The following is a 13,390-nucleotide window of genomic DNA, read 5'->3' on the forward strand; positions in this document are numbered from 1 at the left end:
CCGCGACCGGGGTTCCTCGGGTCGGATCGGGTGGAGGACCTCGGCTACCGGGAACGGCGACACCTACGCTCACCCACGATCACCTCAGGACCACCGAAAGTCATCGTCGCCTCGGTGCGTACGGGGCGTCGTCAGCGTGGCCGGTGGCGGCATGTGGACGCCGGGGTGCTGCCGGTGTGGCTGGAGGCCGACGCCCCCACGGGTGTCGTGCCCGGAGCACGGGGTCGTGGTCGCCCACGTGCCGTGGGCGCGGCACGGCGCGGGCACACAACCGCGTTCGACGACACCGTCGCCTGGCTGGCGGTCGCGACCGCGACGTACACGGTGTGTCAGCTGTTGCGGATCGCGTGGCGCACGGTCGAGCCGATCGTCACCCGGTTCGCGGACGAGGCGAAGGCGGGTCGGGACCCGTTGCAGGGGTTGCGGCGGATCGGGATCGACGAGATCTCGTACAAGCGCGGCCGCGGTCCGCCGGCAGGTGTGGAACGACGCCTGGTACGCGTTGTGGAAGAACCCCGGTGACCTGACCCAGCCCCAGCAGGTGAAGCTGGCCTGGATTGCTGCCACGAGCAAGCCGCTGCACCGCGCCTACGAGCTGAGGGAGGCGGTCCGCAAGGTCATCCGGATCAAGGGCGCCCACGGCTCCCACCTGCTCGACGACTGGCTGGCCTGGGCATCCCGCTCCAGGCTGACCCCGTTCGTCGAGCTAGCCCGCAAATCCGCCGCCACCGAACCGCGATCGAGAACATGCTCGAACACGACCTATCCAACGCCCTGATCGAGTCCACAGACACCAAGATCCGGCTCCTGATGAGGATGGCCTTCGGGTTCAGGGACGCCGACGCCCTCATCGGCGGACGTCTCGCCGCATAATCCACCCACACATCAGTCCCAGGTGAGCCACTTTTACTTGGCCACCAGCGGTTGACCCGCGTTTGCGGGGACCAGACGCAAGCCTCCGACGGCCGACGGCCTTGAGTCGGGTGAAGTGGTGGAGCAAGCGGAATCACGTCGGGAGGTCGTGAGCGACCGCCCGGATCGCGGCGATATGTCGCCCCAGCAAAGTCCTGGCCTCGGGAGACCCACCGTGGCCGTTCAACATCTGAGTTTGGTGGGTGACGTGGGTCGTGCCCGCGCGGGTGTCAGCTGCGGTGCAGGGCCGCCACGACGACCGTGGTGACCACGCCGTAGACGAGGTGCGGGACCGCGTCGCTCAACCAGTCGGTCGGCGCCCAGGTCCGTGGATCGGAGACACGCAGGACCGCCATCGGCGCGTCCGTCGCGACCATGGCCAGTCCGCCGGCGAGGATCCCGGCGAGTGGGAGAGCCGGCCGGAAGCCAAAGGCTCGGGCGAGTCCGACCGTGGCGCCCACCCCGAGCCCTGCCGCGATCCCCATGAGGGGTCCGAGACCGGCGATGCGGTTGGCTCGCTCGGCCTCGTCGCCGGGAATCTCGATGCCGAGCTTCTGGGCGAGTTTCACGGCAGTGTCCTCGGGGGTGCTGCTGGCCCCACGAGCACGCATCACGACGTCGAGGTAGGTGACGGCGTTGAGCGCCGTGGTGCCTGCTGCCCCGGCCGCGAGCCCCGCCAGGAGGGCGCGGCCCGGTCTCAGAGGCGACGTCGCAGTCATGAGGCGCCGATGCCGAGCTGGTTCATCAGCGTCATCTCGTCGGTGCTTCCCCAGCGCTCGACGAGCATCCCGAGGTCGTCGAACTTGCTGACCTGGACGCCACGGACGCTGATCTGTTTGCCGGTCGGCTCGTGCCCCTGGAAGAGGCCCTTGTGCGTGCCGGTCAGCGTGTAGGCGAAAGCGACGCTCTCGTCATCTGCCACGAGGTGCTCGACCTGGACATGAAGGTCGGGGAACGCCGTGCGCATCTCGCCGAAGAAGGACTTGTAGCCGTTCGGGCCGGGCGATTGGCCGGGCGCGGGGTCGTGGTCGACCGCGTCGGGGGCCACCAGTTGGTCGAAGGCGTCAAGGTCGCCCGAGTTGACGGCCTCACCGAAGGCCTGCTGGGCGGCGACGTTGCGATCCTTGCTCATGGTCATGCTCCTCGTCGTTCGGGACCGTGGCTGACTGCGCGGGCGTACAGCAGGACCCTAGTCCAGCCTCGAACGGGGGCAGCGTAGACAAAGGCCTTGTTCGCCCGATGACCTCGGCACCACTCCAGCTTCTGTGCGTAGTAGCGCCCTGGGAGGCGATCATGCGAGGTGCACCGATGGACGAACGTCCGCCCCTTCACCCTTCACCGCGGAAACCGCCGCGCACGAGGCGCGCGCCGCCGAGACGAGTTTCCAAATCCGTCCCGTGTGACCCATAGCGATCTGCAGGACGGGGGCTGGCTTCTGCCGTGGCAGTTGCGGTGGGCGGTGGGCCGGTGGGTGTGGGGGGTCTGGTCGCGGCGGACCCGTTAGGTTCGGTGCATGGCTGCGAACATTGACCCGGTGGATCCCTACGAGCGGCGCCGTGTGGACGTGGTGGGCACGACGATGGCGTACGTGGATACAGGTGCGCCGGGTGGGGCGGAGCCGGTGTGTGTGTTCTTGCATGGAAACCCCACGTCGAGCTACCTGTGGCGCAACGTCATCGGTGTCGTGGCACCGCACGCCCGTTGCCTGGCCCCGGACCTGGTGGGGATGGGGGACAGTGGGGTGTCCTCGACGGGGTCCTACCGGTTCGTCGACCACGCCGAGCACCTCGATGCGTGGTTCGACGCCGTGGTACCTGAGGGGCCGGTGGTCCTCGTCATCCACGACTGGGGCTCGGCACTGGGCTTCCACTGGGCCCGACGCCACCCCGACCGGGTGGTGGGGATCGTGTTCACCGAGGCCATCGTGACCCCGGTGACCTGGGACGACTGGCCGGCCGCGGCGACGGGCATCTTCCAGGCGATGCGGTCGGGGGTGGGGGAGCGGCTGGTGCTGGAGGACAACGTGTTTGTGGAGCGCATCCTGCCCGCCAGCGTGTTGCGCGAGCTGGGGGAGGCGGAGATGGCCGTCTACCGACGCCGCTTCACCGAGGCCGGTGAGTCGCGTCGGCCGACGTTGACCTGGCCTCGGGAGATCCCCATCGAGGGCACCCCCGCCGATGTCCACGACATCGTGGCGGCCTACGACCAGTGGCTGGGGACCTACCCAGGGCTGCCCAAGACGTTCGTCAACGCCGAGCCGGGGTCGATCCTGGTTGGGCGCCAGCGCGAGGTCGCCCGGTCCTGGCCCGACCTGGTCGAGGTGACCGTGCCCGGTAGCCACTTCGTGCCGGAGGACTCACCGACCGAGATCGGGGAGGCGGTGCTGGGGTTGCTGCGTCGGTTGTGAGGCGGCACCCGCCCCTGGGTGCAGCACACACCGACCCCGAGAAGAGCCGCATAGGGGGTCCCCGGCTGTGGACCCACTGTGGCGTGGAGGGTGTCAGGTACTGCCTGGGGCGGTACCCCGTGATGTGCTCGATGTCGTGAGTGGGTGACGGCGGCCTTGCACGGCGAGCAGCACCGCAGTCAGTGCGGCAAGCAGGGTGAGCAGGAGCAGACCGGTGGGGTAGCCCAGGTGTGGTCCGGCGAGCGCGAGCAGGTAGGGGATGGCGAGGCCGGAGTAGGCGAGGGAATAGAAGAGGGCGACGAGGCTGCCGAGCTCGTGGGTGGGGGCGAGGTGTTCGACCTCCCGCAGGCCGCAGAGGATGGCCATGCCGTAACCGGTTCCGAGCAGGAGGGCTGCCCCGGTGGCTGCGGCGGGGCTGGGGTGGGAGGTGGCGGCCGCGGCGGTGAGGCAGCCGGCGGTGACGAGGGCCAGGGCGGTGGCTGAGGCATCGGCGGTGCCGCGGGCCATCGAGGTGTTTTGCAGGCGGCGTCCGAGGGGTTGGATAGCGATACCCGCGGCGAGGGCAACCGCGGCGAGCACCCCGGGGAAGGCCACCGTGAGTCCCGGGACGGGCCCGGAGGCGTGGGCGGGCAGTGTGGTGAACACCAGGGTGACGCTGCCGAACACCCAGGGACCCAGCGGAACGACGACCCTGGTGAAGCGGCGGGTCCGTGCCGAGCTCGCGAGCAGGGCCCGGGACGGGGTGTGGGTCAGGGGGAGACGGGTGTGGGCCAGGACAGTTTCGGGGGCCCGTGGTAGCAGCGCCAACGCCACCGCGGCGAGCAGCAGGTGCACCAGGTACGGCAGCAGCTCGGGGGCGGGTGCCCATTGGGCGAGCAGCCCGCCGATCAGGGGACCGGTGGCGAACCCTGCGGTGAGGGCAAGGGCTCCTCGGCGGGCACCGGCACCGGGTGGGGCGTTGGCGGAGAGCTCCTTGACCCACGCGGTGCCGACGGAGAAGGCCCCGCCGGAGACCACACCGGTGAGCAGCCGGCCGGCGTAGAGCCCCGCGGGTCCCCACTGGCCGGTGATGAGCACCCCCGTCGCGAGCAGGGACAGTGCTGCGAAGGCGAGCATCAGCGGACGCCGACCGCTGCGGTCGCTGGCCGGGCCGGCGAGCAACAGCCCCGGGATGAGCCCCAGGGCGTAGACACCGAAGATCGCGGTGGCCTGCGCGTCGGAGAGCCCCAACGTCGTGCGGTACACCGCCAGCAGGGGGACGAACTGGTTGGCCCCGTATCCCACCGCGAACATCACCAGCGCCGGCCACCACCACGGGGCGACGCCCCGGCGGCTGCGGACGTGGGCCGCGGCTCCCGTGACCGTGTCACTCACCTGCTCTCCTCCTTCACGGGTGCTGGGTCAGCCTGGGTGGTGCCGGCACGACGGATCGCCGCGGTGGACGGACGTTGGGCGCAGGGCATCGGTGGGGTCTCAGTCGTCCACGCTGGTGGTCGTGCAGGCTGCGGCGGATGGCGCTGTTCGGGCCTCGATGGAGTCCAGGGCCAGGTCGAGGGCTTTCTGCAGGGGGGCCACCGAGCGGGTGGCGTGGGCGAGGAGCAGGCCACCCTGCACTGCCGCCAGCAGACCGAGAGCCAACGTCTGGGGGTCGGCGTCCGGGGCGAGAGCGCCGTGGCCACGCATGGTCTCGAGTCCGGTGGCCAGCTGGTGCTGCCAGCGGGTGAACCCTGCGGTCAGGGCGGCACTGGCGGCGGGGTCGCGGTCGGTGAGCTCGCTGGCCAAGCGGCCGAGGGGGCAGCCGCGGGCGTCCTGCTCGTTGAGGGTGACCAGCCGGTCGCCCCAGCGTCGCAGGCCCTCCATCGAGTAGGCGTCCGCGAGCTCGGGCTGCTGCGCGGTGAGCACCTGCTGCACCTGCAGCTCGATCACCGCCCGCACCAACGCGGACTTGTCGGTGAAGTAGTGGTAGAGCTGCGACTTGCTGGTGGCTGTCGCAGCTCGGACGTCGTCCAGGCTGGTGCCGGCCACCCCGTGCTCGTGGATCAGGGTCGCCGCCGCCACCACGATCCGATCCCGCGTCGCACGGCCCCGCTCCGTGAGCACGGTCGCAGCAGCGGACATGCCTGGCATCCTACGGGGCAGTGGACTTGACAGTCCACACCTGAGAGGTGGCGCTGGACTCGCCGGTCCATTCCTTGCCACCCCATCACGTCTGGAGAGTCAGGCCTCGCCTCGAGAACGGCCAGAGCCGCGTTCGCCGACTCCAACCTCGGGAAGAAGCACCCTGCCGCGGTCGCGACCTGGGAGAACGCATGGGACCGATTCACCCCGTTCCTCGCGTTCGGCCCCGGCCCTGCGCAAGGTCATCCACAAGACAGAGCATCGACTCTTCAAATTATCAGCCGTGCAAGATCATCAAGAATCGCGGCCACTTCCCCAACGACACGGCCGCGATCAAGCTGCTGTGGCTCGCGATCCGCACCATCGAGGACAAGCGCGCCCGAGAACGCGCGAAGGAAGCCGGCCCCCCGAAGGTCCAGCCCGCAAGGCCCCCGGCCGACTCGCCGAAGGCGGCCGCCGACCACGGCTGGCGCAACGCCCTGGTCGAATCGCCCTGATCTATCCCGACCGCGTAACTCCAACCCCTTGAGACCACCCAAATCAACTGTTACCCAGATCACGCATTCAGAAGACTTGACATCCTCCAAGCCGTTGCACCGCGCGTACGAGCTGAAGGAGGCGTTCCGCAGGATCATCCGGATCAAGGGCCAGCACGGGTCGCACCGATCCGCCGCCACCGGCAAGCGATCGACAACCTGCTCGAGCACGACCTGTCGAACGCGTTGGTCGAGTCGACGAACACCAAGTTCCGGCCCCTGATGCGGATGGCCTTCGGGTTCAAGGACCCCGACGCCCTCATCGTCCTCGCCATGCTCGCGCGAGGCGGCTACCGACCCGACCTACCAGGCCGCCGAGCCGCTTGATCAACCTAGACATTCGTCAGGAGAGCCAACCAATCAGTCAAATACCACCACATCGGTTTACGAGCATCAAAATGCCCACATGTGGGTGGTACCTATCCTGAAGCGACAGAACGCTAGTGAGATCCTCATAAATGCGCATTTTGATACATGACAGGGCCTTCGCGGAAGCATCCAGTACGACGCTGTCCGGCTCGCCACGCCGACCCCGAGTGGCACTGGGCGTCGCGTAAGGGCCCATCACAAGCGTGAACGTCCTCCCACTGGGGCCCTCAAGGGAAAATGTTGCGGCGCATCAACTGAACGCCAACACACGTCCATGGCGTGTTGCGACCGGTCTTTTGTGATAAATAGGGCATAGTTCGCTTTCTGAAAGCCCAAATCCTCGAACTGGCCTCGGTAGCGCTGTTCTCGTGAAATATTGCAGACGTGATCACGCGTCCTGGCAGGGGGCGGTCCAACTGGCAGTTGCCTGACCTCACGGTCGTGGTTCAGCAGCAGTTCGCGCCCGCACATTTGGCCCCGTCTCCCGAGTCTGCAGTCCCTGCGTCGGCGACCACCGCGGAGACCATCGTCGACAGACGGGCGGGCGCACACCGCTTCCCGCGTGGAGCGGTGGCCGGGTGAGGCAGAAGGGGCTCCATCGTCATGACGCACGACGCACCTTCAGCCGGGCCCGGCCTCGGTCCCGCAACTCAGCTTCCGGCGTGAGTGTCGCACCCGACCCGCCCAGACCGTCCGTGATCCTCGTGAGCGAGGGCGGCTATCCCTACGCCAACGGTGGGGTCAGCGTCTGGTGTGACCAGCTCGTCCGCGCCATGCCGGGCAGGGACTTCCGAGTCGTCGCCCTGACCGGACACGGGCGCGCTCTTCCCGTCTTCGACCTGCCGGGCAACGTGGTGTCCGTGACCGACATCCCGATCTGGTCGCGGGCCTCGACCGCCCGTGGCCCTCGGGGGCGCGTGCGCGACCGGTTCCTCGAGGTCTTCGGCCGACTACTCGCCGCGACGCTGTCGCCCACCGCCACCACCTCCGACTTCGCCACCGCCATGCGCGCGCTCTACGAGTACGCCCAGACCGAGAACCTCAGCGCCGCCCTGTCGTCCGCGGACTCCGTCACCCTCGTTGCGGACGTGTGGGACGCGTCCCGCCTCGGCAGGTCCGGTCTGGGACCCGAACAACGGTCCTCGGTCTCCCTGGGAGAGGCGGCCATCGTCATGGGGATGGTCGAGCACATGCTCCGACCCCTGAGCCTTCCTCCGGTGACCGGTGACATCGTCCACTGCACGTCGAACGGGCTCGTGGCCCTGGTGGCGCTGGGGGCCAAGTGGACAAACAACACACCGGTGGTGCTGAGCGAACACGGGGTCTACCTGCGCGAGCGCTACCTGTCCTACCGCGAGAGCACCTTGGGTTGGGCCGTGAAGTACACACTGCTGCGGTTGACCAAGGCCATCACCGAGCTGCTCTACGCCGAGGCCGACGTGATCGCCCCGGGCAACGTCTACAACCGGCGCTGGCAGGTGCGGCTGGGGGCAGACCCCGAGTCCATCGTCACCGTCTACAACGGAGTCGACCCCGGCGACTTCCCGCAGGCCCGCGACGAGCCGGCCGAGCCGACCCTGGTCTTCATCGGTCGCATCGACCCGATCAAGGATCTCGAGACATTGATCCGGTCCTTCGCGCTGACGGTCTCCGAGATCCCGCAGGCCCGGCTGCGGGTGTTCGGGGTGGCGCCGGCAGGCGGCCAGCAGTACCTCGCTCGCTGCCAGGAGCTGGCCGTCGAGCTGGAGATCGCCGAGAGGGTCGTCTTCGAGGGCCGGTCGGCATCGGCCTGGGACGCCTACGCGGCCGGCCAGGTCGTGGTGCTGTCGAGCATCAGCGAGGGCTTCCCCTACACCGTCATCGAGGCCATGGCGACCGGACGACCGACGGTCAGCACGGACGTCGGCGGTGTTCTCGAGGCCGTCGGCGACACCGGTCTGGTCGTCCCTGCGCGCGACCCCGAGGCGTTCTCGGCGGCCTGCGTGACGCTGCTGCGTGATGGCGAGCTGCGCAGCCGCCTGGGTGCCGCGGCCCGCGCCCGGGTGCTGGAGCTGTTCACGCTCGAGAAGTCGATGGGTGCCCTCAACGCCATCTACGACGAGATTCTCGAGCCCGAGGCTCCTGTCGCCATCGTCACTCCCCTGGTGCTGACCGCGTGACCGCCGTCGACGACAGCACCACGGCCCTGACCGGCTCGGTCATCCGGCTGGACTCGGCCCGCGGTCGAGGTCAGCGGGGCGAACGGCGAGTCGCCGACACCGTGGCCGAGCTCTCGCGCCGTCACGACACGCTCTGCGCCTCGGCCGTCGACACCTGGGAGATCGCGGCGGGCCTCGAGGCGCAGGGAATGAGTGACCGGGACTGCCTCGCCTATGGATACCCCGACGTGTTCGCCCTCGCCGAGGCCCTCTTCGACGCCGTCCCGAGCGGTGGCTCCGGTCGGCCCACCGATTCGAGTCGACCGCTGGTGAGGCCATGGCTCAGCCTCCTCAGAGGGCTGATCTATGCGCTGCCCGCCATCGTGGGCCTCGGAGCCGTCAGTGACCGGGGCGCGCCCGCCGTGACGGTGCTGATCGTCGCCCTGGCAGCGGGCTGGGGCTGGAGCCAGGCCCTCTCCTTCCTGGGACACCGCAACCTCGGCTGGATCGGCGACCTCGCCGCGCGTGCCATCATGCGGTCGGGTCTGCTGTGCGGACTGGTCATCGTTCCCGTCGTCGTGCTCGTCGCCACCCGCCTCGCGGGGGCCTCCTTCGGCACGGCGGCGAGCGGAAGCGCGATCGGGATCTACATGGTCGCGGCCGGCGTGCTGCTCGTGTTCGGTGACGAGCTCGCGCTGCTCGCCGCGTTGGTGCCGGGCAGCGTCGCCGGCGTGCTGCTCCTGCTCGGGGTCGGACCGTGGGGGGCGAGCGTGCACAGTCTCATCGCGGCGTTCTCCGTGCTCTCGGTGCTCGCCTTGGCGCTGCACGCCACCAGCACCCGGGCGCTCACGGGCTCCGGCACCACCCAGACGCGACCCCGCTGGCTGCCGGACCGCGCTGACCTCCTCGCCGCACTGCCGCACCTGGGGTACGGCGTCGCCGCCGCGGCCGCGGTCGGCCTCGGGCCGAGCACCCTCGAACTGTTTCGAGGTGGCGCCTCCTCGGCCTCGTGGTACGTCACCCTGCCGGTGGTCCTCAGCATGGGGGCCGCCGAGCTCCAGCTCGAGCGGCTCATGCACCGCACCCACATGGACCTCGGCACGGTGGCCTCGCCCGACAGGTTCGCGCGGCTGAGCCGGCGGGCCCTGGCCACCGCCATCGGCCACTACCTCTCCGTCGTCGCGGCCCTGAGCGTCCTGGCGATCTTCCTCGGCTCGGGCGGTCGCCCGGAGACCGATCAGGTCGTGCTGGTCGCCGGCTACGCCGCCCTGGCGGCCTGCTTCTTCATCGCTCTCACCCTCGTGGCGATCGGCCGCGTCCTCGTGGCCGGCTGCTGCATGGTCGTCGCGCTCGGCAGCTACCTGCTCCTGGCCCAGACGTCCCTGCTCGCCTCCGCGACGGCGTACCTCGTGACCTTCGGGTTGATGTTCGTCGTCCTGCTGACCAACGCGGCCGTCCGGCTGCGCAACCCCCTCGTCCACCTCTGAACGGAAACACACGTGTCACAGATCGTCGCCGTCACCGGGTCCGAGGGGTTCATCGGCTCCCACCTCGTCGAGGCCCTCGTCTCCCGCGGCCACCGCGTCCGCGCGATGGTGCAGTACAACTCGTTCGGTTCGTACGGGTGGCTCGACACCCTGGACCCCCAGGTGCTGGCGTCGGTCGAGCCCGTCCTGGGAGACGTGCGCGACCCCCGCAGCGTCCGTGACCTCATGGACGGCGCCGCGGTGGTCTACCACCTCGCCGCCCTGATCGCGATCCCCTACTCCTACGTCGCCCCCCAGTCGTACGTCGACACCAACGTCAGCGGCACGCTGAACGTGCTGGAGGCGGCCCGCACCCTCGAGACGCCGCGCATCGTGCACACCTCGACGAGCGAGACGTATGGGACCGCGCGCAGTGTGCCGATCAGCGAAGAGCACCCGATGCAGGCCCAGTCTCCCTACGCCGCGACCAAGGTGGCCGCCGACAAGTTGGCCGAGAGCTACCACCTCAGCTTCGGCACGCAGGTCGTGACGCTGCGCCCGTTCAACACCTACGGTCCCCGGCAGTCGGCTCGGGCAGTGATCCCGACCATCACGGCCCAGCTGGCCAGCGGCCGTCGGCGCATCGAGCTCGGATCGCTCACCCCGACCCGTGACCTCACCTTCGTGGCCGATACGGCAGCCGCCTTCATGGCGGTCGGCACCGCCCCCGCCGACGACGTCGTCGGCCAGGTCTTCAACGCCGGCAACGGCAAGGAGATCTCGGTGGGCGACCTCGCTCTCACCATCGCCGAGGTGATGGGCCTCGACATCGAGGTGGCGCAGGACCCGTCACGGCTCCGCCCGGACGCCTCCGAGGTCCAGCGCCTGGTGTGCGACAACAGCAAGCTGCGGACCGCCACCGACTGGCAGCCTGCGCACTCCCTCCAGAGCGGGCTCAAGGCCACCGTCGACTGGTTCACCAACCCGCTCAACCTCGCCCGCTACCGCCCCGACCAGTACACGATCTGAGAGTGAAGCGACATGCATGCAGTCATCCTCGCGGGCGGCAGGGGCGTACGCCTGCGGCCGTACACCACGGTGATCCCGAAGCCCCTCGTGCCGATCGGCGGGGAGCACTCGATCCTCGAGATCGTCCTCCTCCAGCTCGCCCACAACGGGTTCACCCACGTGACCCTGGCCATCGGGCACTTCGGTCACCTGATCCGCAGCTTCGTGGGGGACGGTTCGCGGTGGGGACTCCAGATCGACTACGTCGAGGAGGACGCGCCGCTCGGCACCATCGGGCCCCTCCTGCCCATCCTCGAAGACCTGCCCGAGCACTTCCTCGTGATGAACGGCGACGTCCTGACCGACCTGCCTTTCGGCGAGTTCCTGCGCGGACACGTCACCTCCGGTGACCCGCTCACGGTGGCGACATTCGACCGCCGCGTCCACGTCGACTTCGGGGTGCTCGACGTCGTCGACGACCACATCTCGGCGTTCCGGGAGAAGCCGACGCTCCCCTTCCAGGTGAGCATGGGCGTCTACGCGCTCTCGCGCGAGACGCTGCGCGCCTACGAGCCGGGCCTGCCGTTCGGGTTCGACGACCTCGTGCTCGACCTGCTCGACAGGAAGGAGCCGCCGCGGTCGTTCCAGTTCGACGGTTACTGGCTCGACATCGGGCGCCCCGAGGACTACGACCGCGCCAACCAGGACTTCGAGTCGCTTCGGTCGGCCTTCCTGCCCTCGGTCCTGCCCACGGTCAAGCAGCGCACCATCGACCGCCACCCCCGTTCGCGACCCTCGGCCCAGCGTGTCGTCGTCGTCGGGGGGACCGGTTTCCTGGGCCGTCACGTGCTCGACGAGCTGTCGCGGCGTGACGACGTCGAGCTCACCGTCATGACGCGGTCCGCCGATTCGGGGCTTCCGTATCCCGAGGTGGTGGCCGACCTCGTCGAGGCCGACGACCTCGAGCTGGAGCGGCTTCTGCGCAGGCTAGACCCCACCGCGGTCATCAACTGCGCCGGTGCCGTCTCCGGGAAGATGGACGTCATGGCCGCCGCCAACATCGGCCTCGTCGGCACACTGGTCGGCGCCATCGCGGCGTCCGGGTCCGGGGCCCGGCTCGTCCACATCGGCTCCTCGGCCGAGTACGGCGCCGGCACCCCCGGGACTCCCGTGACCGAGTCAGCCGTGCCCCGCCCCGTGAGCGAGTACGCCGTCACCAAGCTCGCCGGCACCGAGACCGTGCTCAAGGCCGCGGCCGCCGGCCGTGTGGAGGGTGTCGTCCTGCGGGTGTTCAACCCGGTCGGGCCCGGAGTGTCTGCCGGCAGCCTCACCGGTCGGGTCCTCGCCGAGCTGGAACGCGTGAGAATCGCCGGAGGGCCCCTTCGGCTCGGGCCGCTGGACGCTGCCCGCGACTTCATCGACGTGCGGGACGTCGCGGCCGCCACCGTGCGCGCCGCGCTGCTCCCGGGCGACCTGCGCGGCGTCTACAACGTCGGGCGAGGACAGGCCGTGCCCGTACGCCGTCTGGTGGGCTCGCTCTGTGCCGCAGCCGGGTTCACCGGCGACATCGTGGAGGACAGGCCCGCGTCGAGCCGGTCCGCGGCGGTCGACTGGCAGTGCGCCGACACGACCCGCGCCCGCTCGCTGCTCGGCTGGTACCCCACCCGCGACCTCTGCGACTCGATGCGCGACCTCGTGGGCGTCCACGCGCTCCGATGATCACCGGCGCGGTCGTCCCGCTCTACGTCCACCCCCTCGTCGACCCCGGCGCGTGGAAGGTCGCCCACCGCGAGGGACCCGGGGCGAGGTGCGTCGTCGTCAACGTCGCCGACGGGCCTGGGGAGGCCGCGCCCGACGACGAGTACGTCACCTGGGTCGCTCGGCTTACCGAGCGTTCGGTCCGGGTCGCGGGCTACGTCGACTGCGGCTACGGTGCGCGGCGAAGCGACCTGCTGCGCGCAGACGTCGAGCGGTGGCGAAAGGTGTACGGCGTGCGCTCGTTCTTCCTCGACCGCTTCCCCTCCACGGCGGCCACGCCGACGACCCGCGCCGTGCGCTGGCTGCGCGACACGGGCGCCGAGCTGGTCGTGGCCAACCCCGGCGTCGAGGCCCACGGTGACGCGACGACCGGGGTCGACATCAGCGTGGCCTTCGAGGGCCCGTGGCGGGCCTACCGCAGCGGCATCCTCGCGGGCACGGTCAAGGCCCGCAGCTCGCGCGACATCGCCCATCTGGTCTACGCCGTCCCGCGCAACCAGCACCAGCGCGCCCACGCCCTCGCTCGCGAGCTGGGCGCACTGGTCTACGTCACCTCCGGCGACGGAGCGAACCCCTGGGGCCATCTGCGTGAGGCACGGTCCCTCGCGTCAGCAGGTCTCGCGTGAGCACGCAGGAGCCCTCTTCACCGGAGCCGGCGTCCGACGCCGGCCCCGCGTC

The 13,390-nt window shown here is 69.9% G+C and carries 11 protein-coding genes and 2 pseudogenes; 9 read left to right on the plus strand and 4 right to left on the minus strand.

Annotated features, from left to right (window positions below; translation table 11 throughout):
* Positions 1 to 141 precede the first annotated feature (141 nt).
* A pseudogene (locus V3N99_19815) lies at positions 142 to 852 on the plus strand (transposase).
* A 290-nt stretch (positions 853 to 1,142) separates the two neighbouring features.
* On the opposite strand, the gene V3N99_19820 reads toward V3N99_19815, so the two are convergent.
* Positions 1,143 to 1,631: a hypothetical protein gene (locus V3N99_19820; protein ID MEO3938975.1), complete on the minus strand. Its 489-nt coding sequence runs from the start codon at positions 1,629 to 1,631 to the stop codon at positions 1,143 to 1,145.
* Positions 1,628 to 2,044: an ester cyclase gene (locus V3N99_19825; GenBank protein ID MEO3938976.1), complete on the minus strand. Its 417-nt coding sequence runs from the start codon at positions 2,042 to 2,044 to the stop codon at positions 1,628 to 1,630. Before V3N99_19825 ends, V3N99_19820 begins: the two co-directional genes overlap by 4 nt.
* Before the next feature lie 381 nt (positions 2,045 to 2,425).
* Between V3N99_19825 and V3N99_19830 the strand changes: the two genes are divergently transcribed.
* Positions 2,426 to 3,319: a haloalkane dehalogenase gene (locus tag V3N99_19830; GenBank protein ID MEO3938977.1), complete on the plus strand. Its 894-nt coding sequence runs from the start codon at positions 2,426 to 2,428 to the stop codon at positions 3,317 to 3,319.
* 93 nt (positions 3,320 to 3,412) lie between these two features.
* Here V3N99_19830 and V3N99_19835 read toward each other — a convergent pair whose 3' ends face one another.
* Together V3N99_19835 and V3N99_19840 are read right to left on the minus strand one after the other, a co-directional pair.
* Positions 3,413 to 4,693: an MFS transporter gene (locus V3N99_19835; protein MEO3938978.1), complete on the minus strand. Its 1,281-nt coding sequence runs from the start codon at positions 4,691 to 4,693 to the stop codon at positions 3,413 to 3,415.
* 99 nt (positions 4,694 to 4,792) lie between these two features.
* Complete coding sequence (locus V3N99_19840) at positions 4,793 to 5,437, minus strand: TetR family transcriptional regulator C-terminal domain-containing protein (protein ID MEO3938979.1); 645 nt, start codon at positions 5,435 to 5,437, stop codon at positions 4,793 to 4,795.
* Positions 5,438 to 5,566: 129 nt separating this feature from the next.
* Here V3N99_19840 and V3N99_19845 point away from each other — a divergent pair.
* The 7 genes and pseudogenes from V3N99_19845 to V3N99_19875 all read left to right on the plus strand — a co-directional run bounded on the left by V3N99_19845 (position 5,567) and on the right by V3N99_19875 (position 13,338).
* Positions 5,567 to 5,966: pseudogene (locus V3N99_19845) on the plus strand (transposase).
* A gap of 136 nt (positions 5,967 to 6,102) precedes the next feature.
* On the plus strand, positions 6,103 to 6,300 hold the full coding sequence (locus V3N99_19850; protein MEO3938980.1) for a transposase: 198 nt from the start codon (positions 6,103 to 6,105) through the stop codon (positions 6,298 to 6,300).
* A gap of 704 nt (positions 6,301 to 7,004) precedes the next feature.
* A complete protein-coding gene (gene pelF / locus V3N99_19855; GenBank protein MEO3938981.1) occupies positions 7,005 to 8,501 on the plus strand; it encodes a GT4 family glycosyltransferase PelF in 1,497 nt (498 codons plus the stop codon).
* On the plus strand, positions 8,498 to 9,967 hold the full coding sequence (locus V3N99_19860; protein ID MEO3938982.1) for a hypothetical protein: 1,470 nt from the start codon (positions 8,498 to 8,500) through the stop codon (positions 9,965 to 9,967). The genes pelF and V3N99_19860 overlap by 4 nt, the downstream gene beginning before the upstream one ends.
* Before the next feature lie 12 nt (positions 9,968 to 9,979).
* Positions 9,980 to 10,975 (plus strand): GDP-mannose 4,6-dehydratase, encoded by a 996-nt coding sequence (locus V3N99_19865; GenBank protein MEO3938983.1) that lies wholly within the window; start codon positions 9,980 to 9,982, stop codon positions 10,973 to 10,975.
* A 12-nt stretch (positions 10,976 to 10,987) separates the two neighbouring features.
* Positions 10,988 to 12,673: an NAD-dependent epimerase/dehydratase family protein gene (locus tag V3N99_19870; protein MEO3938984.1), complete on the plus strand. Its 1,686-nt coding sequence runs from the start codon at positions 10,988 to 10,990 to the stop codon at positions 12,671 to 12,673.
* Entirely contained in the window at positions 12,670 to 13,338 is a 669-nt protein-coding gene (locus tag V3N99_19875) for a spherulation-specific family 4 protein (protein ID MEO3938985.1), read from the plus strand. The genes V3N99_19870 and V3N99_19875 overlap by 4 nt, the downstream gene beginning before the upstream one ends.
* The last annotated feature ends 52 nt before the right edge of the window (positions 13,339 to 13,390 follow it).

Source organism: Dermatophilaceae bacterium Soc4.6, assembly GCA_039889245.1.
GTDB lineage: Bacteria > Actinomycetota > Actinomycetes > Actinomycetales > Dermatophilaceae > Lapillicoccus.

Bases quoted from the DNA above. Each gene is read 5' to 3' on its own strand.
- V3N99_19820 (MEO3938975.1), bottom strand. From the start codon at position 1,631: ATGACTGCGACGTCGCCTCTGAGACCGGGCCGCGCCCTCCTGGCGGGG.
- V3N99_19840 (MEO3938979.1), bottom strand. From the start codon at position 5,437: ATGTCCGCTGCTGCGACCGTGCTCACGGAGCGGGGCCGTGCGACGCGG.
- V3N99_19875 (MEO3938985.1), top strand. From the start codon at position 12,670: ATGATCACCGGCGCGGTCGTCCCGCTCTACGTCCACCCCCTCGTCGAC.
- V3N99_19825 (MEO3938976.1), bottom strand. From the start codon at position 2,044: ATGAGCAAGGATCGCAACGTCGCCGCCCAGCAGGCCTTCGGTGAGGCC.
- V3N99_19830 (MEO3938977.1), top strand. From the start codon at position 2,426: ATGGCTGCGAACATTGACCCGGTGGATCCCTACGAGCGGCGCCGTGTG.
- V3N99_19870 (MEO3938984.1), top strand. From the start codon at position 10,988: ATGCATGCAGTCATCCTCGCGGGCGGCAGGGGCGTACGCCTGCGGCCG.